Here is a 23,165-nt window from a genome sequence, read left to right as displayed (position 1 = left end):
CTAAGGCGGAGGTCGCAGTTCAAGTGGTCCAGAGATGGGTTCTTGCCCGCCTGCGCAACCACCGCTTCTTCAGCCTGGCCGAGCTGAACAAGGCGATTACCGGTCTCATTGCCGATCTGAACCAGCGTCCCTTCAGGAAGCTTCAGGGTAATCGCCGCGAATGGTTCGAGCGGCTTGACCAGCCCGCGCTGCGTGCGCTGCCCGCCCAGCGCTACGAGATTGCCACCTTCGCCAAATGCGTCGTGAACATCGACTACCACGTCGAAGTCGACCACCACTATTACAGCGTGCCGCACAGCCTGGTACGCCAGCAGGTCTACGCCCGTCTGACCCGCTTCGGTGTCGAGATCCTGCACGGCGGCAGGCGCGTTGCGGCACACGCCCGCAGCCGGCTGAGCGGCAAGTACACGACGCTGCCCGAACACATGCCCGTGGCCCATCGCGCCCACATGGAGTGGACGCCCGGGCGCCTGCTGAACTGGGGCGCCTCCGTCGGTCCCGGCGCCGAGGCGATCGTCAGGCATCTGCTGACCAACCGGCCACATCCCGAAATGGGCTACCGGGCCTGTCTGGGGCTGCTGGCGCTGGCCCGCAAATATGGCCGTGAACGCCTTGAAGGCGCCTGTCAGCGCGCCCTGGTGGTCGGCTCCCCCACGCGCCGCTCGGTCCTCTCGATCCTCAAATCTGGACTGGACCGGCAGTCTCCGCTCCCGATAGAGCTCACCGAATGGCAATCCCCCGAACACGAGAATGTGCGCGGGCCCGACTACTACCACTGACCCAGGAGGTCACGATGTTGACGCAGCAAACCCTCTCGCAGCTCAGGAACCTGAAACTCGACGGCATGGCGCGCGCCTTCGAGGAGCAGAGCGCACTGAGCGCCAGCACCAGCCTGTCATTCGAGGATCGCTTCGGCATGGTCGTCGAGCGCGAACTGGCCTGGCGCGACACGCGCCGTCTCGAACGCCTGATGAAGGCCGCCAGGCTGAAGAACCCGCAGGCCTGTATCGAGGACATTGAATTCCGGCAAAGCCGCGGCCTGGACCAGCGCGTGGTCGCCACCCTCGCCAGTTGCGACTGGATCCGCAACGCCCAGAACATCATTCTGAGCGGCCCAACCGGCGCCGGTAAAACCTGGATTGCCTGCGCCTTTGCCCAGCAGGCGTGCCGTCAGGGGTTCTCCGCTTTATACGTGCGCGCCGCGCGCCTGTTCGAAGAACTGCGCATCGCCCATGGCGACGGCAGCTTCACGCGCCGTCTCGCGCAGCTCGCAAAGATTGACGTGCTGTTGCTGGACGACTGGGGGCTGCAGGAGCTCGACCAGGGCGCGCGAAACGACCTGCTCGAAGTGATCGACGATCGTGTGGGCTCCCGCTCAACAATCATTACTTCACAGTTACCCCTTGAGCACTGGCATGCGTGGCTACAGGACCCCACACTCGCTGATGCAATACTCGACCGCCTCGTGCATCAGGCCCACAGGCTTCCACTGAAAGGCGATTCGATGCGAAAGACCAATGGCAAGCAATCTCCCTCATCCCCATCGTGATCACCTTCGTTATAATTCCCTGACCGCGCAACACCAGCTTCCATACTGATCACGTTCACCGGAACGGCTGATCATCATCACCGAAATCCGCAACCTCGTTGCAAGAGGACGACCGCGCCCCAATCGGCATAGGGGGTAGCCAACAGGCTACGCCCCTGCCACACCACCCGGCATGCGGGTCCGCACCGGGCGGTTCGGGAAGTTGAGGTCAGGAGAGACGGGGTAGGCCTAGTCGGTCGAACCATGCAATGGGCAGCACGCCGTTGAGCAGCTTGCCGCTGTTGCGCCACCAGCGACGGCTGTTCCCCGCCACCTGTCGCGCCACGTCATGAGTCGCGCCGAGTGCGCACAACTCACGATACATGGTCGTGCCGCGCTTCCAGTGCTTCAACTGGATCGCGCGCAGGCGATGGCGCACCCATTTGTCCAGGTCCCGCATCACGCCCGGCGTCTGCGCCAGACGGAAGTAGCCTTTCCAGCCCAACAGGTAGGGACGCAGCTTCTCCACCACCTGCTTCAGACTACGTCCGCCCCGACGCGTCAGTTCCCGCACGCGCTGCCTGAACGTGGCCAATGGTTTGACTGCCACCTTGCGCTTGATCGCGCCACCCGCAGCTACCCACAGGCTGTAGCCCAGGAACTTGCGACCAAACACGCTCGCCACCGCGCTTTTGGCTTCGTTGATCTTCAGGCGTAACCGCTCGTACTGCCGACGCAACAGTGCCATCACCCGTTCGCCCGCACGGCGTGAGCGAACGTACACGTTCGCATCGTCGGCGTAGCGGACGAAGCAATGACCCCGTCGCTCCAGCTCCTTGTCCACCTCGTCGAGCAGCACGTTTGCCAGCAACGGTGAGAGTGGACCGCCTTGGGGCGCCCCCTCATGCCGCTCCTGAACCACGCCATCGTTCATCACGCCCGCATTCAGGTACGCCCGGATCAGCCGGATGACGCCCGGATCTCCGATACGCTTCTGCAGCCGGTCGATGAGAATGTCGTGATTGACCCGGTCAAAGAACTTTTCCAGGTCGACGTCCACCACGATCCGCCGCCCCGACTGCACGTACGACTGCGCAGCTAGCACTGCATCGTGCGCACGCCGCCCGGGCCGGAAGCCGTAGCTGTGCTCGCTGAAGGTGGGGTCCAGTACGGGTTGCAGCACCTGCAGCAACGCCTGCTGGATCAGTCGATCCGTCACCGTCGGGATGCCCAGCTCGCGCTCGCCACCGTCCGGTTTCGGGATCGTCACCCGCCGCACCGGCATCGGCCGGTAGGTCCCACGCAGCAGTTGCTCACGTATTGCCGGCCAGGCTGTCGTCAGGTGTCGCGCAGTCTGGTCAATGTCCAGCCCGTCAACGCCCGGCGCACCCTTGTTGGCCCGCACCCGTCTGAGTGCCTGCTGCAGGTTCTCTCTCGTCAGCGCCGCAGCAAGCAGCGCTGACCCTGTGCTCTTCGTCTCATACCGCGAGCCCCAGGCTTCGTCGCTCACGGCTTCACGCGCAGCTTCACCGCGCGCCGCCACCGCTTGCCCCGCTCGCGCGGGCATCTGACGCCTTGCCTGTTGCGTCGGCATGTCGTTGAACACTCCTTTCCGTTCGGTCCTTCGCCACCAGCTCCAGCCTCGCCGGCCTGTCCTGTGGCTACTATGACCTCTGCTGAGACCTCGCTCCGGTTCAGCACCGTCGCCCTTTCAGGCATGAGGCGAGGCGTCCCCAGGTAAGAACGCACTCCTTCATCGCACAACCGCCGCATCTACGCCGCTTCGCCTTGGTCACGAGAGCTTCGCGGAGATTTGCCCGCTCGCCCTGCTCGGCAGCGCCTTCTATGCGATTCTTGTTCATCGGCTCGCGATTTACGCTCCACGCTTCCTCCCCACACTCGGTCGCCCTCATGCAGTTGCGCTTCACTTCATTCGCTGTGACCAGCTTATGGCGGGACTTGCACCCGCAGGAGTGCGCCCATGCTGGGCGCACAAAAAAAAAAGCGCCGAGGTTTCCCCCGGCGCTTCCTGTTCAGGGTCGTCTCCGACCCGTCTTTATGACCGCGTTGGCAGCGAACGAACAAAGTCAAGCATGTCCGTCCCAGCCTTGGCTGGCGCGTACTTGATGACTCGCTTTCCCTTCGCCTTCGCGCGTTCAGCGAGCTTCTCGCCTGCCTGGAACCCACGACGAACTCCCCGATTGTCGGGCAGATCATTGTCCTGGTAGATCCGAAGCAGATCGATCTCGTCGAGCACGGAGAAATCAAACTCCTCCATCCCGCCGGCGTCGACCATAGACCAGCAGGTTTCACGGCGAAACACCCGGACAGCCAACGACGTTTCGATTCCCTCCGCAACGCTCAATTCCCGGCTAGTCGGAGCGTAGAGTCGAATGGCACCTCCCTTGATTTCCAGGGAGAGCTCCTTCTTCTTCACGCTCGGTACCGGAGCCTTCGTGCCTTCCTCAGTGAGGAAGGTGCGATGGACGTTGCAACAGACACCGTCCGGCCCTTGAATCGCCGCCACCATACCGGGGAACTTCCCGACAAGAACAAAATTTTCGTCCTCGTCCTTTTCCCAGTACGGCAGCGCGGGGTGAAACCGCAGAACAGCGGGAATATCAGCCGGATCAAGTTCGGGAAGGCGCCCAGTCAGATACTTCCAGACCGGGTCTCCCACCAAAATTCTCCGCGCCTCGTTCCACAACTTTACGTGGCGAGCCTTCCGTCGCGCAAACTCCTCCTTGCTCATAGGCTCGCCAGACCGGCGCGGCGCCTCCGCACTGCGTGGACGCACGGGAGCCTCGGGCAACCCTGCCCCAAGCGACTCCAACACCCAGCGAACACGTTGCATAAACGTCTTATCCGGGAACACCACGCTCAGCAGCTTGAGACCGTTGCCGCCGCCGCATCCGCGGCAGAAGTAACTGCCGTCGCCATACTTGTCCGTAAAGACATATCGATCTGTGCCCTCGCAAAAAGGACACGGACCGTTTCGCTTCAGTCGCAGATACTGTTCGTCCAGGCCGGCCACCCGCAGCAAGTCAGGCCAACGATCCTGCGAACGCGACTGAGCTTCGGCGACTTGCCTTTCATTTTCAAGCCGACGCTCGAGCACATCAACGCTCATCGTCTACTCCTTTTGCTACTGCAGTTGATAAACCGGGGGGAGATCCCCCCGGGCCCGACCTACGCCGCCTTCTTCAGGACGAGTTGCTTGCGCAGCAGCTCGAACATCTGGGTCGGCAAATCTGCAACCTCCGTGATACACACGCTATTGGGAATCACACCGGAAATATCGAGTCCGATACCAACACCCATAACCTCGATACCCCAGCGCTGACACGATGCAACCACATCCACCACGCCTTCCGCGCTGTCCGGTAAGCCATCGGTGATCGGCAGAAGAATCCGCCGGGTCGCCTTGGCCGACAACAGCGAGTACTGGCCATACAGCATCGCGTCTGCGAGCGGCGTGTTGTGACCGTCCGCACGAACCGCTGCGATCCGGCCGGCACGTTTGCGCACTGACTCGCCGAAGCGATTCAGAACGAGAACATCCCGATCGCACTCGTCCGACCCGGCCGGAAACGCAGACGTTGCCACCTGTACCCCGTCGATTTGCCCTAGAGCAATACCGAGCGCAGTGCAGGTATCCATCGCAAGCGTCATCCGCTCTTCCGCCCGCATACTTCCGGAGCGATCCAGAAGCAGGTGGATGGCCACGTCGATACTGGTGCGCGACGACTCCCGCTCGAAGATGTTCAGGTCGCCAGTCGACAGCCTGAGAGCACCCAGATTGGAAAGCCGCTCACCAGCATATGCGTCCCAGCTTCTGGTTTGCGTTACCGCTTCCAGAGCCGTCGTCAGTCTCCGACGAAGCGCTATCGACTCGCGCTTGACGCGCTGGACGATCTCGCCGTTGTCTTCGATTTCCTCCGTGAACGGGATCGCATTCGACAGGACAGGAGGCTCCGCCGACTCAGCCGCCATGCCGTTAAGCATGCCCTGAACTATTTCCCCGAGATCCTCTCCGGGGTTGTAGCCAGCACCCAACGCCGCACGAACATCGCACGACGTTGCTTTCTGGGACAGGTCCAACGACGGCGTTCCGGAATCATTCCCCAGCGTTTGCTGCTGCCCGTCGTCAGCGGGGACGCTCGCGCCCCCGCCATCTTGAGTAGCAGCAACAGCACCAGACTCCTGACCCGAAGCGTCGCTCAGTTGAGCACCATCGCCCGCCTGAGAGTCACCGCTCGACTGCGCACCATCACCCACTGCGGCTGAAGATGCGGCGTCGCCCTGTGACTTGTCGCCGTCCGGTTCCGCTTCGGCGTTACCGCCGGCTTCAGCAGAACCGCCTTTCGCCGAGGACGGATCCCCGGCCGCATCGGATTCGGCATCCGCGGTACCTTGCGAAGATTCCCCTTCGTCAGTCGACGACGCGTCATCCTCCGCAGCAGATCCACTACCGTTGGCGCTCGCCGCGGCTGGGTCAGCCGACGCAGGGTCGGACTGAACGTCCCCCTCACGATCCGCTTCACCGTCTTGCCCGCTTGGACCGGGTTGACTGCTCTCGCCGACAGATCCTGCTTCGCCGTTAGCACCGGAATCAGCTTCCGGGGAGTTCCCGTCGGCCTCATCCTGCCCATCGTCTTCCGGGGAATCCTGCTCCCGGTCCGAGTTCTCCTCTGCATACTGCTGCAGGAGGGAAACCGCCTCGACAGCGATCCGGGCTGCATCGGCAGACGATTGTGCGAATTGAACCTTGCCGATGACCGTCAGATATGCGTCCGCAAAGGAACTGCCAAACGCACTTGTAAGCCACTGCACGGAGATAGCCTCGCGACCCTGAAAGAAGGTTCGCTTGAGCTGCCGCCAGTTCAACGTATGCATCGTCGCGGTGATCAGAGCTTCAGCCAGATCGGAGGAATTCGACATTTCGCGAAGTTGCCCATCTTTCGACAGGATTTCGCGCATTGCCGTAAAGATCCGATTGGCACCAGGGTAGCGCCGCTCCACCAGAGCTTCTATGCGCACGTCCTCGAGCGCGTTGTAGATCCGATAGGTGAAAGCCTCGAGGTCCATTGCCGTCACCGACTCGAAGTCGGTATGGACGATGTGCCCCGCCCCTTCATGAAGAACAAACCCGAGACCGAGGACTCGAGCCTTTTCCACTTCGATTGGAAGATCGGGAAGCACGATCTCGCTGGCATTCGCGTAGGCTCGATTGCCTCCTATGCGCACCTTCAGACCACACTTCTCCGCCAGCAGCCTGGCCGCGATCGGCAAGGCACCTTTCAGCGTATTGATGTTCATGCGATTCCTTCGAGAAAGAATCGCCCCCGAAGGGGCGATTATTACGCCCCTTCGGGTTTAGATCCCGAAGCCCGTCGCCATACCCGGTTGGGGCGGCAAAGGCAGCGGCATCGACGGAACTGCCGGGCCAGGACGGCCGACAGGTGCTGGCGAACCAGCGCTTACAACAGGCTGCATGGGAGCAGCCATCGGCACAGCGACCGGGGGTGCATCCCCCTCTTCGTCCGCCGCACCGAAGCGCGGACTGACGGCGAGGTTGAACGTCGTGGCGACGTCACCCGACTCCAGACACTGCTGGCCAAACGCGCGCATACGCTCCGGTCGCTTGAGGATCCCCGTCAGCCCCCAAAGGGTCGTCAGGTGGATGCCCTCGATCTTGCCCTTCTCCGGCAGCAACTTAATGCTGTAGTCGATGGTTTCGATGATCGGACGTACACACGGGTCGAGGAAGGCAAGGCCCTCCATCTTCTCGCGAATCGCCTGCAGCGCGTTCTTGCAACGCTGCGTGACGTATTCCCGAGCCTGGCCGTTCTTCTGGCCGCCGAAGGACAGGGTGCGTTCCTCGAAGGCCGCCGCTTCCTGGGCAATCTCCCGGAAAAGCGTCCCCGCGAGACCCTGTTCGGCTTGCTTCAGGCCACCCGAGAGCTGGTCGAAATCTTCTTCCGACTCACCCACGGAGCGAACCTTGAACGCCTGCCAGCGGAACCCCAGAGCACCTTCAACGTACGCCTTTTCGGGCGCTTCGTCTTTGATGATGTGAGCCCATTCCTGGTTTTGCGGGGCGTTCTGCCACTCGAGAATCAGACGGTCGTAGTTCGATACGAGATGGTTACGCTCCTTCTCGTATTCGACTGAGATTGCGTCGAGATCATCGGCGACAAGCTTTGCCTTCCCGGCCGGAATGGCATAGCCGCCCAGGAAACGCACGCCGCGGCTTTCACAAGCCTTTTGCGCGCGCTTTTTGAGCTTGTCGAACACCTTGAGGTGCTCGCTGTCGATGACCTTCTTGCTGCCCAGCGACGCAAGGTCACCGTGCGGCAGATCCTCGACTTCGCCAATGTCGGTCGTTTTCAGCTTGCGCCGGCCAGACCAGATATGGGCTTCGATACTGAAACAGAGAACCCGTTCGAGGGTTCGGACTTCGGTTTGCTGCGACATGGAGATCTCCTGGAAACCCCGAAGACTCCATGCCCCCTACCGGGCATGAAATCCCCGGTAGGGTTGACAAACGAACGGCTGACTTAGATAGGTGTGTCAGCTACCCTTTCTGCGCTACGCGCAAAAAACCTCTTTGCAAACGCCCTCATTTTGCGAAGAAGTCTTTCGACACAATGGGCCGGCCAGGCCCATTCGCACGGCCGCCGTACGCTATCAGCGTACCGCCACGCCCCAGAAGCCTCCCTGCCAACACCGTGCGGCGAGTTTCCCCACCTCAGCGGCGCCCCAGTTGTCCGGCACCAGTACCTCTGCAAGATACTTCGTGCCGAAAGCTTCCGTAATCGCAGTATGCCATTGCAACTGCTGGCCGACCCCCTCCGCGGTTCGCACCGCATCGATACTTCCGTCTGACGTCAGTCCGACGGCGTGCGCAGAAACCGGCTGGTCCGCTACCAGGGCCCACCCGAAAATCTGCACGTTCCTGAGTCCAAACATGCGGACACGCTGCACCACTTCTGGCGGCAGCAGGTCCGACATGGGTCCGGCATCGAAGTCCCCGCAATCGAACCATGTTGAAGGTCCATGTTCCTGTGCGAGATCGCACGAGGCGTCATAGGCTTCGTCACGGATCATCCCAGCTACCTGTCCAAGCGCCGCGTTGGCTTTATCCGCGTCCCTTGCGCTCCCTAGTTTCTGAAGTGCCGAGGCAATGCCCGAGATTCCGATGGCGATACGTCGGGCCTCACTGGATTGCTCCAGATTCCCGCCGATCGCATGAACGTCGTGCATCGCGTCAAGATCGCGAACCGCCAGGCGGACGTGCTTTTTGAGCCGCCTGTCGTCGAGCTGGGCATTCTTGCCCGGAAGTTCCACGAGGTAATCACACAGATTCAACACAACCCCTGTGACCGCCTCGCTCGCGCCAACAAATTCGGAACTCGTTCCGAAGATGCCGCCGCAGCCATCCCGTACCACTGAACTCTCATCGAAGAATACGCCGCTAACTCTCGTCCCGAGAGACTCGAACGCGAGCAGCGACTGCGCGCATACCGCGCTTGATCCGCGCCGGCCGTTGCCGACACGAACATACGTTTCCACGGCTCCCAACGAAGCGGCTTCAGCAAGATGATCCTCGCTGATGACGACCATTGGAAACGTCCCGACCCGCAGGCTGCCACGTTGCGACGACTCGTAGAGCCGTTCGATCGAGTGCAGAAGCAACCCGCGGGAAGAATCGCAGGAAATCGTTTCATCCGTGGATGTTGCTGGCGCCGACGTATCGACAAGCAGCGGGACACCCTCGCGTCCGGCCATCACGACTTCGGCCAGGACGTCATATGCAGAACTTTCGCTTGAAATAGCCAGACTGATTGCCAGTCTTGGGCTCAGACATGGGTCCGTGGCGCTTTCGTCTTCGAACGCGCGACGGGCCAACGCAGGAAAGGTGGCACGGGGTTGGGGAAGCCCATCAGCAATGCTGGGGAGCCCCCGCCCCTGTTGCACCATGATCTGGGTATCAGACACCTGGGGTTGGACGTTCATGTTGATCTCCTTGTCGAACGTGAACCCCGGAATCGGGGCCCCCCAGAGCGTTGGGCATCGCTCTGGGGGGCCTCGAAACCAGGAACACTCGACAGGAGAAGTACCTATCCAGAACGGAGAGGCAAGACGTGAGGGATAAACCCTGAGGCCTGGGTAGTCCAACTCAAGAGCAGGACGGGCATACCAGGCAGCCCTTCTGTGCCGGAGCACAAAAAACCTCACAAGCATTCAACCCATGCATGCTTGTGACGTCTCGAAAAGGGAAATGTACCGATTTACGGCTCAGGCTAGTATAGACCCCCAGCTAGGTAGCAGAAATTATAGTACAGGTGAATTCCTGACGGGAATTTTTCGTGGCCCTGCGAGAAGACCCTGCCGAGGCAGGGTCTGGGGTCACAATGGATGTCGAACAGGTAACCACTTCTACAAACCAGACGCACGTTTCAGGAGTTGCCTCCCTCGAATCTCGCGCCTCGAATCGACCTTCTTCGCACCCGCGTACAGCATTGCCATCACTAGCATGACCACAACAATGATGGCCGTCTGGGAGCTCTCACCTCGAACGTCAAACTCCGTTTCCAGAAAGGGCTTCCCGACCTCAAGGAGCAGGGCAATAACGAAGAAGAACAGTCCGTCCAGGAACACGTCCTTGCCCAGCTTCTTGTTGGAGCCTTTTCCCTCGGCCTTCTCGCGAAAACCTTGTACTTCGAACTCCAAGTCCCTGATTCGCTTGCGGGCCTGTTTCAACTCGGTCCTTGTCGATTCAAGGTGACATCTGGCATTGGCCTCGCGAGCCTTTGCCTGCTCCACGCGAACTGCATGTGGATTATTGCGTTTACTGCGGTTATGTTTCATAGACTTCTCCGAATAAAAAAATGGCACCCGGAAACCCGGGTGCCGCACGTAGTCACGTTGCTGGCTGTGCCAGCGACCGCAACCATTAGTCCCAGCTAAGAGCGCCGCCCGTCTGGTACTCGATCACTCGAGTCTCGAAGAAATTGCGCTCCTTCCGCAGATCGAGCATTTCGCTCATCCACGGAAAGGGGTTCGTCTCGCCCTCGAAATCGGGGGTGAGACCAATCTGCGTCTTCCGCCGGTTGGCGATGAAACGCAAGTAGCCCTTGAACAGATCGGCATTCAGACCGAGAACGCCACGGGGCATGGTGTCCTCCGCGTACTGGTATTCGAGGCGTACCGCTTCCTTGAATACCTCGTCCACCTTCTGCTTGAACGATTCCGTCCACAGGTGCGGATTCTCCAGCTTGATCGCATTGATCAGGTCGATACCGAAGTTGCAGTGCATCGACTCATCCCGCAGGATGTACTGGTACTGCTCCGCCGCTCCCGTCATCTTGTTTTGCCGGCCTAACGACAGGATCTGCGTGAAGCCGACATAGAAGAACAGGCCTTCCATCAAGCATGCGAAGACGATCAGTCCCAAAAGCAGTTTCTGATCGTTCTCAACCGTACCCGTGGTGAACGACGGGTCGGTCAGGGTCTCGATAAACGGGATCAGGAAGTCATCCTTTGCCTTGATCGAAGGAACTTCTCGATAGGCATTGAAGACCTCCCCTTGGTCCAGTCCAAGGGACTCCACGATGTATTGGTAGGCGTGCGTGTGCACTGCCTCCTCAAACGCCTGCCGAAGCAGGAACTGACGACATTCCGGTGCGGTAATGTGCCGGTAGGTACCGAGCACAATATTGTTCGCAGCCAGCGAGTCGGCAGTCGTGAAGAACCCCAGATTCCGGGTGATGATCCGACGTTCGTCGGCCGTCAAGCCATGCGGGTCTTTCCACAGCGCAATGTCCCGCGCCATGTTGATCTCCTGGGGCATCCAGTGATTCGAGCAACCAGCGAGATACTTCTCCCATGCCCATTTGTACTTGAACGGTACGAGCTGGTTCACGTCGGTCTTGCCATTGATAATCCGCTTGTCAGCAGCATCGACACGACCCGTGGCAGCGCCTGCATGCGCGTGAGCAACCGCGCCGAAGGATGAAGATATTTCCATCTCAAACTCCCAAAGCGAGAAGAGGCAGGACAGCCGGAAGGCCGTCCTGCAATTAAGACATCACGAGTCCACCAGCGAAAGCTACTGGCACGCCTCGCACTCGTCGAAGCCCGGATCGCCCGGGCGCATCGTGCAGACCGGACCATCCGCCTCCAGCGCCGGCTCTGCGGTGAACTGCGGAGCGACAGCGGCCGGAGCCGACGGTGTGACTGCGTTGAGCGTTGCCGATGCCACGGTCGACTTTTCCACGGACGTAGCCGCCATCGTGCGCAGGTAGTAAGTCGTTTTAAGACCGCGAACCCACGCCAGCTTGTAGACCTCGTCCAGTTTCTTGCCCGATGCACCGGCGATGTAGATGTTCAAGGACTGAGCCTGGTCGATCCACTTCTGCCGGCGTGCCGCACTCTCCACGAGCCACTTCGGTTCGATCTCGAACGCCGTTGCATAGCGCGCCTTGATCTCCGCCGGAATGCGGTCGATACGCTGAACAGACCCGTCGTAATACTTCAGGTCAGCCAGCATCAACTCGTCCCAGATACCGAGTTTCTTCAAATCGGCAATCAGGTACTCGTTGACGAGAGTGAACTCCCCGGACAAATTCGACTTCACGTACAGGTTCTGAAACTGAGGCTCGATACACGCGGACACCCCCACGATGTTCGAGATCGTCGCCGTCGGCGCGATCGCGATACAGTTGGAGTTGCGCATACCTTGCTTCAGGATCCTCTCCCGGAGGCCATCCCAATCCATCGTGATACTCTGATCGACCTCGAGATACTGAGGGCCACGCGCTTCAGCCAGGAGCTTCAGCGAGTCGAACGGCAGTACACCCTTCGACCACAGCGACCCCTTGAAACTCGAGTAAGCGCCGCGCTCAACGGCCAGGTCCGACGAAGCCTCGTATGCGTAATACGCAAGAGCCTCCATCGAGCGGTCCGAGAACTCGACCGCGGCCTCGCTTCCGAACGGGATGCCGAGCATGTACAGCGCATCCTGATGTCCCATCAGGCCCAGGCCTACCGGACGATGCTTCAGGTTCGACGAGCGAGCCTTCGCCACCGCGTAGTAGTTCATGTCGATCACGTTGTCGAGCATCCGCATTGCAATGCGAACGGTACGACGCAGCTTCTCGTGGTCGATCTGACCATCCTTGATATGGTTGATCAGGTTGACCGAGCCCAGGTTGCAGACGGCGATTTCCTCGTCGCTCGTGTTCAGCGTGATTTCGGTGCACAGGTTCGAGCTATGCACCACGCCGACATGTTGCTGCGGGGAACGGATATTGCACGGGTCCTTGAAAGTGATCCATGGATGACCGGTTTCGAACAGCATTCCGAGCATCTTGCGCCACAGTTCAACGGCCGGACGACGCTTGTGCAGCTTGATAGCGCCGGCATCAGCCTGCGCCTCATACTGCACGTAGCGTTCCTCGAACTTCGCACCATAAACATCATGAAGATCCGGCACGTCGTTCGGAGAAAACAGCGTCCAGTCGCCGCCTTCCATCACGCGCTTCATGAACAGGTCGGGAATCCAGTTCGCCGTGTTCATGTCGTGCGTCCGGCGGCGGTCATCACCGGTGTTCTTGCGCAGTTCCAGAAACTCCTCGATATCGAGGTGCCACGATTCCAGATAGGCACAGACTGCACCCTTGCGCTTCCCACCCTGATTGACTGCAACAGCCGTGTCGTTGACCACCTTGAGGAACGGGACAACGCCCTGTGACTTGCCATTGGTACCCTTGATCCAGGCACCCATGGCTCGGACGTTCGTCCAGTCGTTACCCAGGCCACCAGCGAACTTGGACAGCAAAGCGTTCTCCTTCAGACCATCGTAGATCCCTTCGAGATCGTCAGAAATGGTCGTAAGGTAGCAGCTCGAAAGCTGTGACCGGCGCGAGCCCGTGTTGAAAAGCGTCGGCGTGCTCGACATGTAGTCGAACGACGACAGCACTTCGTAGAACTCAATCGCACGCGTTTCGCGCTCGATTTCGTTCCGGGCAAGGCCCATCGCTACCCGCATCAGAAACGCCTGAGGCAGTTCGATACGGCGCCCTTCGACGTGTAACAGATAGCGGTCGTACAGCGTCTGCATGCCGAGGTAGTCGAAGAGTCGATCGCGCTCCGGCCGGATCGCCGAAGCAAGACGACTGAGATCGAAACCCTTGGACATGTCCTCGGTCAGCAGCTCCGCTTTGACGCCATCCTCGATGCCGCGGATGAACGCCTCGCCGTAGCCTTCAGCCACCTCGCCCAACGTCACCGGCTTGCCGAACACATCGTGGCCAAGCTGGAACGCGAGCACCAGGCGAGCAGCCGCTTTCGCGTGTTGCGGCTCGACCTCGATCTTCGTACGCGCCGAAAGCACCAGCGCGTTCTCGATCTCGGTTTCCTCGGCCTCGTTGTAGAGGTTGCGGACCGCTTCGTCAAACAGATCCTTCGCCGATACGCTCTCGAGACCCAACACCACGGACTCGATGATTGCGATCCAGAAGGCTGCATCGAACGGCACCACCGCGCCGTCACGCTGGCGATACAACTTGATGTGGTCGTACTGACCCACCGTCGCCGCCGGCGTACGCTTCTGCGCAGCCATTTCACGGTAAAGCACATACCCGCGTGCCACCTCATGCTCACCGCTACGCATAAGCGCGAGTTCCACCTGATCCTGGATATCCTCGATACGGAAAGCTACGCTCTCCCCCCGACGATTCAGGGCAGCACAGACGTCATTGGTCAATTCCTCGACCTTGACGCGCTGCGCGGCACTCAGAGACGACACGCCAGCGCGATACAAGTTGCCATATGCGTCGTACAGGAATGCCTTGGCGATCGCGTTCGCGATCTTCGCTTTATCGAACGGTACGGTCTCGCCGTTACGGCGGATGACCATGTGTGCACCAATCAGATCTTCGCGTTTCATTTCATGCTCCTACTGTAAGAGTTGTTACCCAGGTGAAAAGGCGCGAGGCCCAGTTAAACGGCCTCGCATCGAGATCGCTTAAGTGGATCCCGAATCAAGTGGGTGACAAGAATTCGGCAGGAAACTTCCCCAGAGGGAAGATGCTTCCCCACCGGGTGAAAGAACGCCGGCCTCTACGACCGACAACAGGAGAACGGGACCGAAATCCCGGAAGCACGTGATGCTTCAAACGATAGTCACCTAAGTGACTGCGGCTGAATCCGTCAGCTCGGGAGCGGACATCGCTCAGTAAAACCGGTCACTTCCCGAAACCGATCACCGCGATCGGCTTGGGGAAGTCCGCTCTTTCGAGCGGGCTTCGGTTTGCGTACGGCACACGTACCAGACGCATAACATGCGGTCAATCCAGCACCGCGGCGACGAAGACGCTGTTCGCGGAAACGAACTGGTCGGGATCGAGGGACTCGTTTTCCACGACCAGACCGATGCCGTCGTAAGCGATCTTCTTCACCGTCGATGTGCCGTCTGCTTTGACCATCACATCGCTTGCGAACGTATTGCGCATGACCTGTTCGTTCTTGATGAATTCGACCAGCTCAGCACCCGACTTCACACGTTGAGTATTCATGTCCATCTCCGTCAAATTGGATTGAGGTAGGCGGACACGTCCCCCGGTCGGGGAACGTGCCCCCTTCCGGGAAAAACTCAGTTTCAAATCGATTCAGCCAGCGACCCAACCTTCAAAAGGCCGGACCACCATCTTCATCGCCGTAGCCATTCGCATATGCCGGACCTTCGTCACGGGACTGCTCATTGCCGCCTTGCGGCTGACCGTTACCTCGCGAAGCTGTGTGCCCGTTGGACTGCTGGCGAACCAACTCGCCCTTCTTGGCAATCAGCTCCATCGACTGCACGTACATCTCGACCACCTTGACCTTCTGCCCGTTCTTCTCGTAGGTACGAGGTTTCACGCGACAGGTGATGTTGACGACGTCGCCACGCTGGTATTTCTCAGCCACCTTCTCTGCGTAGTCGCCGACCACAACGCAGTCGTGCCACTCCGCGACCTCCACCCATCTGCCCGCCTTCTTGTCGAAGTAGTCGTCGTTCGAACAGAGCGAGAACTTCGCCTGGGGCGTACCTGACGGCAGGAACCGTACTTCCGGGTCCCTACCGATCCGGCCGTGAATAAAACAGACGTTCGTATTGCGCATACGGATTCCTTTTTCTTCAAAGCTTCACGACGTTGTAGGCGTTCTTCCAGGCCTTCCGTCCGTTCGGTTCTTCCCACTCGATACGGCCGAGGTGTTCGATCCGCACGCGACTTCCAACCTCCGCTCCACAATCGGCGATCGCACGTTCGAGGTCCGTGCCAAAGACCGGAAGTACGTTACCGTGCAACTCATCAGCTTCGATGGTCACGCAGTATTGCTCGATCTCCTTGTTGTCGAGCTTGCGAGGCTTGACCCCGATCTCGACAATTTGGCCCGTGTACACCTTGGACGGACGGCTACGTTTCTGCTTCTTTTCCACGGCCTCCTGGAACGAGCTCGGCATGACTGCAACATCGCCGTCCTCTTTCCTGGAGCGCTTGGCTGACTTTTCCGAAGAATCACCGGCCTTACGCTTCGTGGAGTTCTGGCCTTGCGATTCCGCCTTCGAGCCCGACGCAGCGGCGGGATCCGAAGAACCCGACGCGACGACTCGCAGCTTCACCTCATGTTCACCGCGCAGAAGCTTATTCACTTGCGCAACGGTCGCCTTGAGGATCGGCTCGATTTCGGACATGCCCGAATACGAGACCTCTTCCAGTTCACGGCGCTCGAAACCGAGACGCTCGGAAAGGGTGCGGTCATAGATCTTCACCAACCTTCTGACCTTACCGCCCGGGTAGAACCAAAACAGGACTGCCCCGAACCCTCTCTCGAACGTGATCGTCCGAGTGAAAGCAGCCGAAAGCGGCCCCTTCGACGCCACGCTGGCGGACACGGACCTTGCCGCCTCCACCCTTTCAGGTTTCGACGTCTCTGCCGGCTTGTCCGATGCGACTTCCTCCGCCCCCACTTCCGATACTTCTTTCTTGCGGGAAGACTTCGCATACCGCAGAACGGCACGCAGCAACAGCAGAAGACCTCGCGTCGTGACCCGCAGCACCGTGAAAGTCAGCTTGAACACGAGTTCAATCAGGACGAACACGAGTTCAACCAACGATTCGGAAAAGGTCTGCGGCTTCCGAGCCGTGCTAGCTTGCTGAGACATATCTACCTCTCTAGAAATTGACCAATGACCTCCCCACCGTGAAAACCGTTGGAGTGGTGACCAGTCCAGCTTTGACAGATGTTCCGTGGTGCTCCCCCATCAGGAGGTCGCGGCCAAAGAACGACAACATCTCTTTCCCACCACGCTGGATGGGTACTTCGTCGAGATCTTCAACCGTGCTATCCGGCTTCGCTACCTGAATTCCCAGACGCATCGCAGCGCCCAGAATTCCGATAACGGTTTGCGCGTTAGCACGCTCACCTACGACAGTGACACCGTCATAGGTTTCAACACAACTCCAGTCAGGATCGCTCCCGACGTATTCCGCCACCATCGCGCGGAACGTGGAGTCGATCGACCCGTTGACGACCACCAAAAGGTCCGATGGCTGATCCTGTTCGATGCAGCCCTCGTTCAACGATCGCTCGCCGATCAACTCGAAGCCAAAAGCCTCGAGCTGACTCTGAAGCGCTGCCGACGTAGTCGAAGCTACGTCTTCGCCCTTCAGTTGGCCGCCCGTAACGCCGACGAAGATGCGTGTCGCGCAGTCCGAGGCCATCGGCACAGCGACGTCGATCCCGTCAGAGATCTTGCGATACAACTGGACGGGATTCATGGTCAGGCACCTGCGGGTTGCATCGTGTGCAGGTTGTCCTTGCTGGACTTGTAGTCGCCGCCACCGAACGTCTGGGTCACGAGTTCGTGAACTGCAACTCGGACTTCATCCGAACAGGAAAGCGACCAGGCGCGCTCGAGCCCGTAGTGCATCGGTGACTCGACCAAGCTCCCCTGAGTCGAAGCGCTCATCGCCTTCGAAACCCAACGCCGCAGAACCCGCGTCGAGATCGTCTTGTCGAGGGCGCTCGAATCGTCGGTCACGCCCGCGTACACCTTGCGGACCTGGTTGGCGACGGAAACGAACTTCTCAGCAAGTACTTGCGCAGGCAACGACGGCTGGAACGGAGCAATGATCTCCGTGATCAACTGGATTTCGGTCTCCGGAGGGAGGTATCCGAACCAGCTGAACTCGAAGCGCTCGTCATTCGCGTTGTCTTGCGTATGACGACCCTGCACCAGTCCCTTGTCGTCCTTCGGGTTACAGGTTGCGTAAACGCGAAACCCGTGCCGCGGAACAACTAGCTCGCCAGTTTCCGGAACCAGGTACGGACGTCCCTCAAGAAGGAGGTTCAGTCCGGTCATTTCACCCGGGTCGATGACGTTGTACTCGTCGATGAGAACCGACATGCCGAGACGAGCGGCCATCAGCACGGGACCGTCAACCCACGAAACACCGCCGTCCTTGTTCGGGACGAGGCGGCCGATCAGGTGGTAAGCCTGAGTTCGGGGATTGGCGGACATGCTGAGCAGCGGAAGATTGAGGGCAGCGTGAAACTGCTGAACACCCATCGTCTTGCCGGTGCCGGGATGGCCCATTGCGCAGAAGGCGTTGCCGCCCGCCATGTAGAAGTGCAGCAGATCGCGAAGATTGTCGATCGGCCACTTGTACGTCGGATCCTTTGCCGGAGTAAAAACCGAAGGTTCGCTCAGAGCGAGGATCTTTGCACCACGCATGCGGTCGATGCCGAAGCAATCGAACCCGTCGAAGTGAACCCATTGCGGGACCGACTGCTGTTCAACAGGGGCCGCAGCAGCAGCGACCGACGCTGGCGCCTGCGAAGCCTTTTTACGGGCTTTCACCGGCGCTCCGGCAGCTTGAGTTGCTTGGGTTGTCATGGAATTCTCCAGAAGTTTTTTGGAGACTCCAGCCCTCTCGGGGACTGGAGCCCCCGAGGGCTTAACTACTCAGGATCTGCGGCTTTCTCGCTCGGATCTGCTCCCTGAGTTCATCAGGATTCAGGCCGGCGACTCGGCAGCAGGTAACGAAGGTGAATGGGATCTCATTCTGGTACAGCTTGACCCGCATTCGACGCTTCTCAACGATTTTGGCTTTTTCGCCATCGACAATCCCTTCCTTGACTTCAGAAAGGAATTGATCCCGGTACCCCATGAAGTTCGGCTTCAGCACCCAATCAAGGATGTCTTGCTTTTCTTCCAGGTTACCCCGCATCGACAGCAGTTCGATTGAACGCTCGAGAAGCAAAGCGTGGAGCCACTTGACACCCTCATCGCTCCACTCCTCTCCCGCACAATCTTCCCCTACGACACCGACGACCGGAACCTCCACCTCGCTTTCGCTCACCTCGAAAACCTCGGCAAACGAATCGCGAAGCAGCGGCATATCCAGGTCATCGAATCCTTCGGGAATCGAACGAACCTTCGTCTTGCTTTTGGCGTAGGCTGACTGCCTAGCCGTTTTCTCGCGTGCCGCCTGATCCGCCTTCGCCTCCCGAACGACCTGCTCATGTTCGGGAATAAAGAAGAACGTACCTTGGACCGGCACCATGTCGATCGCGTTCATGAGCGGTTCTCCTTATCGGCGAACAGCTCCGCACCCTGCCTCAACGCTTGAACGATATCCGTGAGGCCACGGTTATCCTTCTTGACGCTAAGGTAGTGATGCTGCCCGTGGTCCTTTTTCTCCCGGTGGAAAATCAGGCATCCATTGGGGTTCGACAGTTCCCAGACCGTGAAAAACCGATCGCGGGTGATGTCATCGACCTCGACACGGGACTCGACGCGAGAATTGCCCTTCAGACGAGATACTTCCGTCCAGTTCATAGGCTTCTCCATCACAGAGACGCGAGAAGCCCATCCCCGTTGCGGAATGAGATTCCCGCAGGGGTTGAATACGCAGCAAGGAGCTACGCCAGGCGATGCCTGAGACAGATTGGCTGGAAGACCAGCTATGCCGGGTGGAAACCCCGGACTCACCCCCTGACACGACAACGGACAGAGGGCATTTCAACGACGTCTAACAGCTACGTCGCAAGAAATACTGGCTTTGGAATAGACAATGGAGGAAATGAGAAAGCGTTACAACGCCTATTCGAAAGCCCCCGGGAACCACCCAGGGGCAAGTACTTCTGGCAGTGCTTGAGGCACTCCCGGGTCCGCAGGACCCTTTTACAAAGCGATTTGGCAGTTTCCTGCCAGGAACCGACCGTCGTCAGTCCGCAACAAGGGGGCTCGAGATGGGTACCAGCTCCAGCTGCTGGGCGCCGATTCTCTATCGACACGGGTCGATTCTCTACTGGCCCAATGGAAATTGCAAGTGAATTCCTGCCAAGAAATTCCGAGTCTCCTGGACAGCCCAGCCTGTTCCGCCTCTGCTGTCGCACGGACAAGCCCGTTCCGCGCTGGGGGAAAGACCGCCCTCTTAGCTCACGTTTCAGCGTTGTTACAGCAGAGTCCGGGACTTACCCTACGCTGACCCACTTCCTATGAGGAAACATGATGACCATCGCAGAAAGCGTCAACCTCCTGCGCCCTACCGTGACCATGCAGGTTGCGGAGTTCGCGCGGGAGACCTTCGGCCGGCAAATGCGCGGCGCGTTGGAAAAGGAACCGGTCGAGTTCGGTTCGAGCATCGTCCAGTCGTTCGTCCGCCGTGACTACACGCTCCTCAACAAGAACCTCCATTTTGCGATCGATGCGCCGCGCACGTTGCCGCGCTATGACACGACTACGTGCGACGAGATCGACGATCTGTTCCGCAAGAAGATCGGCGAGTCGATCACCTACGTCAACAATCTGAAGCAGCAACTGTGGCAACTCTTCCAGGCGAACGCAATCCAGCCGAATGCCGAGTTCCCCAGCGTGCTGAAGCAGGACCTTTTCTATGTGTCGCCGCACGCGAAGAACTACATCAAGCTGCTTCGCATCGCCGACGAGTACATGCTACTGCTATGGTCCGCCTACCTGAATGGCCTCGTATCGGCGCGCGATCGCCACGGCGAGGAGCTCAAGGTCCGTAAGCGCATCCGCTCGATCACGAACCTCGCCCGCGACGTCAAGTTCCAGACGTACAAGAAGTTCAACGCATGGCAGGCAACGGAGCAGACCCGGACCGGCGCAGCGACCGCCGGCGCGGCGCCCGCTCAAGCGGCGGCAGCAGCCATAGAACCAACTGCAGCAGCAAAGGACGCCACACCGGCCGAATCGGCGGCGCAGTCCGACGAAGCCCACGCTCAGGCGGCTTAATCCGTGAGTCTCAATCCTTCCCAGCACCGAGTGGCCTATGGCTTCGGCAACATGCTTGCCGTAGCCGGGCCGGGTTCGGGAAAGACCAAGACGATCATCACGAAGATCGGCGTGATCCTGCAAGCTGATCGGAAATTCCGGGTGGGAGCCGTCACCTTCACCAGCGATACCGCGAACGAAATGCGCGAGCGCTTGGTGAAGGAGTTCGGCCAAGACGTGCTTAAGCGCGTCGACCTGGGCACATTCCACAAACTGTCGATCGACCACCTCCGTCGACACAAGATGCTGGGCAAGATTGCCACCCCGCCCGAGCAGAAGACATTTCTGCGCCGGGCCATCTCGGCGACGAACACCGAAGTCGACAACGAAGAAGCGTTCAAGCTCTTCGAGAGCTATAAGTGCGCAATCCAGCCCGATGGGAGCGAGATTCCGCCGTTCATCCAGGCTTACAACGAGATGCTAAAGCGCAACCGCGTCGTCGATCTCTACGACGTCATGCGCGACTGTGCGTTGAAGATGAGTAACGGGGACTTGCCTCCCCTGCCCGTCACGCACCTTCTCGTCGACGAGTTTCAGGATAGCGACGAAATCCAGTTCGTATGGATGATGGCGCATGCCAAGCGTGACATTCCGGTCACTATCGTCGGAGATGACGATCAGTCGATCTATGCGTGGCGGCGCGCACTCGGGTACAAAGGCATGATCGACTTCGTCGAACAGACGGGCGCCGAGATCATTCCGCTGGGAGAAAACTACCGCTCCCACTCCGAGATCCTTGCCCCGGCTGACCGATTGATCCGTCACAATGCCGGGCAGCGGGTCGAAAAGGATCTGGTTGCTAAACGCGGGCCCGGCGGCTCAACGCATGTGTATGCCGTGTCGGCCGCAAACCGTCAGGACGGGGAGGAGCACGATACGGTCGCGCTCCAGACTGAGTTCCTGGTCCCGTACATCATGGAGGCAGTTCTGCCTGAAGCAGAGCAGCCAGGTGGTCGCTTGGCGGTCAAACCGGGCGAATGGGCCATTCTTGCCCGCACCAACTTCCTTCTCGACTCCGTCGAGGCTGTTCTGGACCAGTTCAACATCCGCTCGAGGCGAAACGGCGGATCGTTCTGGGACAAGGATTACATCAACACTTACCTGCAGTTGCTGATTTCGGTCGAAACAATGAACCGCAGCGGGATCGACCATGCCCTGGCATTCGTCGGCACAAGCGAGGAAGCGCTGAATCAGCTCCATAAGCGCATCCCGGGTGCGACGATGGCGCCGTTCTTTGAGCGGGACTTCGACGACTACGGCGACATTGCCAAGATTGACGCCGAGCATATGCGGGCTCTCCAGCAGTTGCTCGTCACGTGGCGCCAGGACGCTCTGTTCCGGAAAATACCCGGCACGACCACGCCAATGCGGGCTGTCAATCAAGCAATCGACTCCGCGGCGACGTTCCTGACCATGGGCTTACGCGCGGGGAACTACCGCGATCGCGTGGCCAGACACTTGAGCAAAGCGGGTGACATCCTGAAGCGCCGCACCGGCTCACTCGTCTCGCGTGTCCAGAGTGTCCAGAAGCCGAAGGGGAAGGACGATCCCGCCTCGGTCGGGTTGTTCACCATGCACAGCTGCAAGGGCCTCGAGTTCGGGAACACCGCGATCATTGGCGCGGACAAGGACATCGTCCCGTCGCTCGGTGAAGGCAGCACGGAAGTCGACGAGAGGCGGCTCTTCTATGTGGCCATGACTCGAGCAAAGAATCGCCTATTTATCCTTCACACGCCGACCAACGACACCCCGTATATCGCAGAGGCCGGCCTGATCTCCAACCCTGCAACCGTCTACCCGGAATAACGCCGTTTCCCGCATAGACGTTCAATCGAGAGAAAGCTCCCCGATGAACCGTATCGCGCTACCAACCGTTGACGACTACAAGCGCCTCTACCAACAGGAAAAGGCGGAAGTCTATTCTGAGGACAAGTGGGCCGACACTGCGTGGCTCTATGACGCGTGCGTGCTCGCGTGGAAAGGACTCGTATACGCGGTCGTGCTCGTGCCCGTGGTCGCGTTCTGGGTCGCTGCCTCGGATCTCCAGCACGCTCGGGAGATTCTCAATCAGGGAAGCATCGACGATCTGAAGGCGCTGCTGTTCCGTTACTTCGTCGGTTTCTTCGCGCTGAGCGTATTTGGACACGCGCTCTTCTACCGGTGGACGCTGCCGGCGAAAATCAAGCGCCGGATCACGGCAAAGGTCGTCGCCCAGTACATCAAGGACGACATCCGCAGCGGGCGCTAGCCCGCCTCTCTGCTACGGCAAAATCCCACACACCA

General features: G+C 59.5%; 20 protein-coding genes. 5 read left to right on the top strand and 15 right to left on the bottom strand.

Features of this window, described 5'->3' with window-relative positions:
* The coding region (locus tag HV711_RS29175) for a Mu transposase domain-containing protein (protein ID WP_175145476.1) at window positions 1–779 on the top strand (779 nt) is incomplete at its 5' end.
* Between the two features lie 14 nt (window positions 780–793).
* Window positions 794–1,549, top strand: coding sequence for an IS21-like element helper ATPase IstB (gene istB, locus HV711_RS29170; RefSeq protein ID WP_035479962.1), 756 nt, complete (start codon window positions 794–796; stop codon window positions 1,547–1,549).
* 208 nt (window positions 1,550–1,757) lie between these two features.
* On the opposite strand, the gene ltrA is transcribed toward istB, so the two are convergent.
* From ltrA to HV711_RS29095, 15 genes are all read right to left on the bottom strand, one after another.
* Window positions 1,758–3,122: a group II intron reverse transcriptase/maturase gene (gene ltrA / locus HV711_RS29165; RefSeq protein ID WP_035479983.1), complete on the bottom strand. Its 1,365-nt coding sequence runs from the start codon at window positions 3,120–3,122 to the stop codon at window positions 1,758–1,760.
* A 462-nt stretch (window positions 3,123–3,584) separates the two neighbouring features.
* Window positions 3,585–4,658 (bottom strand): DUF7146 domain-containing protein, encoded by a 1,074-nt coding sequence (locus tag HV711_RS29160; protein ID WP_035479960.1) that lies wholly within the window; start codon window positions 4,656–4,658, stop codon window positions 3,585–3,587.
* A gap of 59 nt (window positions 4,659–4,717) precedes the next feature.
* Window positions 4,718–6,847: a VWA domain-containing protein gene (locus tag HV711_RS29155; RefSeq protein WP_035479958.1), complete on the bottom strand. Its 2,130-nt coding sequence runs from the start codon at window positions 6,845–6,847 to the stop codon at window positions 4,718–4,720.
* Window positions 6,848–6,904: 57 nt separating this feature from the next.
* Window positions 6,905–8,005: a DUF3150 domain-containing protein gene (locus HV711_RS29150; protein WP_035479954.1), complete on the bottom strand. Its 1,101-nt coding sequence runs from the start codon at window positions 8,003–8,005 to the stop codon at window positions 6,905–6,907.
* 213 nt (window positions 8,006–8,218) lie between these two features.
* Complete coding sequence (locus HV711_RS29145) at window positions 8,219–9,547, bottom strand: ribonucleotide reductase barrel domain-containing protein (protein ID WP_051224077.1); 1,329 nt, start codon at window positions 9,545–9,547, stop codon at window positions 8,219–8,221.
* A 423-nt stretch (window positions 9,548–9,970) separates the two neighbouring features.
* Window positions 9,971–10,402 carry a hypothetical protein gene (locus HV711_RS29140; RefSeq protein ID WP_175145474.1) on the bottom strand — a complete coding sequence of 144 codons (432 nt, stop codon included), beginning with the start codon at window positions 10,400–10,402 and terminating at the stop codon, window positions 9,971–9,973.
* Window positions 10,403–10,487: 85 nt separating this feature from the next.
* Complete coding sequence (locus HV711_RS29135; RefSeq protein ID WP_035479951.1) at window positions 10,488–11,561, bottom strand: ribonucleotide-diphosphate reductase subunit beta; 1,074 nt, start codon at window positions 11,559–11,561, stop codon at window positions 10,488–10,490.
* Between the two features lie 81 nt (window positions 11,562–11,642).
* The gene (locus HV711_RS29130; RefSeq protein WP_035479950.1) at window positions 11,643–14,483 is read right to left on the bottom strand and encodes a ribonucleoside-diphosphate reductase subunit alpha; all 2,841 of its coding nucleotides are present in this window, start codon (window positions 14,481–14,483) and stop codon (window positions 11,643–11,645) included.
* 400 nt (window positions 14,484–14,883) lie between these two features.
* Window positions 14,884–15,111: a hypothetical protein gene (locus HV711_RS29125; protein WP_035479949.1), complete on the bottom strand. Its 228-nt coding sequence runs from the start codon at window positions 15,109–15,111 to the stop codon at window positions 14,884–14,886.
* 112 nt (window positions 15,112–15,223) lie between these two features.
* Window positions 15,224–15,697, bottom strand: coding sequence for a single-stranded DNA-binding protein (locus HV711_RS29120; RefSeq protein ID WP_051224074.1), 474 nt, complete (start codon window positions 15,695–15,697; stop codon window positions 15,224–15,226).
* A gap of 16 nt (window positions 15,698–15,713) precedes the next feature.
* Window positions 15,714–16,742: a hypothetical protein gene (locus HV711_RS29115; RefSeq protein ID WP_035479948.1), complete on the bottom strand. Its 1,029-nt coding sequence runs from the start codon at window positions 16,740–16,742 to the stop codon at window positions 15,714–15,716.
* 10 nt (window positions 16,743–16,752) lie between these two features.
* On the bottom strand, window positions 16,753–17,358 hold the full coding sequence (locus HV711_RS29110; RefSeq protein WP_035479947.1) for a hypothetical protein: 606 nt from the start codon (window positions 17,356–17,358) through the stop codon (window positions 16,753–16,755).
* A 2-nt stretch (window positions 17,359–17,360) separates the two neighbouring features.
* A complete protein-coding gene (locus tag HV711_RS29105; protein ID WP_035479946.1) occupies window positions 17,361–18,476 on the bottom strand; it encodes an AAA family ATPase in 1,116 nt (371 codons plus the stop codon).
* Window positions 18,477–18,537: 61 nt separating this feature from the next.
* Window positions 18,538–19,161 carry a hypothetical protein gene (locus HV711_RS29100; RefSeq protein WP_035479943.1) on the bottom strand — a complete coding sequence of 208 codons (624 nt, stop codon included), beginning with the start codon at window positions 19,159–19,161 and terminating at the stop codon, window positions 18,538–18,540.
* Window positions 19,158–19,421, bottom strand: a complete 264-nt coding sequence (locus HV711_RS29095; RefSeq protein WP_035479940.1) for a hypothetical protein — start codon at window positions 19,419–19,421, stop codon at window positions 19,158–19,160. Before HV711_RS29095 ends, HV711_RS29100 begins: the two co-directional genes overlap by 4 nt.
* Before the next feature lie 672 nt (window positions 19,422–20,093).
* Between HV711_RS29095 and HV711_RS29090 the strand changes: the two genes are divergently transcribed.
* The 3 genes from HV711_RS29090 to HV711_RS29080 are packed head-to-tail and all read left to right on the top strand — an operon-like array spanning window position 20,094 to window position 23,130.
* Window positions 20,094–20,843: a hypothetical protein gene (locus tag HV711_RS29090; RefSeq protein ID WP_051224071.1), complete on the top strand. Its 750-nt coding sequence runs from the start codon at window positions 20,094–20,096 to the stop codon at window positions 20,841–20,843.
* A gap of 3 nt (window positions 20,844–20,846) precedes the next feature.
* On the top strand, window positions 20,847–22,688 hold the full coding sequence (locus HV711_RS29085) for an ATP-dependent helicase (RefSeq protein WP_035479937.1): 1,842 nt from the start codon (window positions 20,847–20,849) through the stop codon (window positions 22,686–22,688).
* A 43-nt stretch (window positions 22,689–22,731) separates the two neighbouring features.
* Window positions 22,732–23,130: a hypothetical protein gene (locus tag HV711_RS29080; protein ID WP_035479934.1), complete on the top strand. Its 399-nt coding sequence runs from the start codon at window positions 22,732–22,734 to the stop codon at window positions 23,128–23,130.
* Window positions 23,131–23,165: the final 35 nt, after the last annotated feature.

The organism is Paraburkholderia phenoliruptrix, assembly GCF_902859825.1.
GTDB classification, from domain to species: Bacteria; Pseudomonadota; Gammaproteobacteria; order Burkholderiales; family Burkholderiaceae; genus Paraburkholderia; species Paraburkholderia phenoliruptrix.
The sequence above is the reverse complement of the archived record's forward strand: the minus strand, read 5'-3'. Positions and strand labels throughout refer to the sequence as shown.

Excerpts from the sequence above, each read along its gene's own strand:
- HV711_RS29130 (WP_035479950.1), bottom strand. The coding sequence starts at position 14,483 with ATGAAACGCGAAGATCTGATTGGTGCACACATGGTCATCCGCCGTAAC.
- HV711_RS29125 (WP_035479949.1), bottom strand. The coding sequence starts at position 15,111 with ATGAATACTCAACGTGTGAAGTCGGGTGCTGAGCTGGTCGAATTCATC.
- HV711_RS29155 (WP_035479958.1), bottom strand. The coding sequence starts at position 6,847 with ATGAACATCAATACGCTGAAAGGTGCCTTGCCGATCGCGGCCAGGCTG.
- HV711_RS29120 (WP_051224074.1), bottom strand. The coding sequence starts at position 15,697 with ATGCGCAATACGAACGTCTGTTTTATTCACGGCCGGATCGGTAGGGAC.
- HV711_RS29150 (WP_035479954.1), bottom strand. The coding sequence starts at position 8,005 with ATGTCGCAGCAAACCGAAGTCCGAACCCTCGAACGGGTTCTCTGTTTC.
- HV711_RS29100 (WP_035479943.1), bottom strand. The coding sequence starts at position 19,161 with ATGAACGCGATCGACATGGTGCCGGTCCAAGGTACGTTCTTCTTTATT.
- HV711_RS29105 (WP_035479946.1), bottom strand. The coding sequence starts at position 18,476 with ATGACAACCCAAGCAACTCAAGCTGCCGGAGCGCCGGTGAAAGCCCGT.
- HV711_RS29160 (WP_035479960.1), bottom strand. The coding sequence starts at position 4,658 with ATGAGCGTTGATGTGCTCGAGCGTCGGCTTGAAAATGAAAGGCAAGTC.
- HV711_RS29145 (WP_051224077.1), bottom strand. The coding sequence starts at position 9,547 with ATGAACGTCCAACCCCAGGTGTCTGATACCCAGATCATGGTGCAACAG.
- HV711_RS29090 (WP_051224071.1), top strand. The coding sequence starts at position 20,094 with ATGATGACCATCGCAGAAAGCGTCAACCTCCTGCGCCCTACCGTGACC.
- istB (WP_035479962.1), top strand. The coding sequence starts at position 794 with ATGTTGACGCAGCAAACCCTCTCGCAGCTCAGGAACCTGAAACTCGAC.
- HV711_RS29095 (WP_035479940.1), bottom strand. The coding sequence starts at position 19,421 with ATGAACTGGACGGAAGTATCTCGTCTGAAGGGCAATTCTCGCGTCGAG.
- ltrA (WP_035479983.1), bottom strand. The coding sequence starts at position 3,122 with ATGCCGACGCAACAGGCAAGGCGTCAGATGCCCGCGCGAGCGGGGCAA.
- HV711_RS29110 (WP_035479947.1), bottom strand. The coding sequence starts at position 17,358 with ATGAATCCCGTCCAGTTGTATCGCAAGATCTCTGACGGGATCGACGTC.
- HV711_RS29080 (WP_035479934.1), top strand. The coding sequence starts at position 22,732 with ATGAACCGTATCGCGCTACCAACCGTTGACGACTACAAGCGCCTCTAC.
- HV711_RS29115 (WP_035479948.1), bottom strand. The coding sequence starts at position 16,742 with ATGTCTCAGCAAGCTAGCACGGCTCGGAAGCCGCAGACCTTTTCCGAA.
- HV711_RS29140 (WP_175145474.1), bottom strand. The coding sequence starts at position 10,402 with ATGAAACATAACCGCAGTAAACGCAATAATCCACATGCAGTTCGCGTG.
- HV711_RS29135 (WP_035479951.1), bottom strand. The coding sequence starts at position 11,561 with ATGGAAATATCTTCATCCTTCGGCGCGGTTGCTCACGCGCATGCAGGC.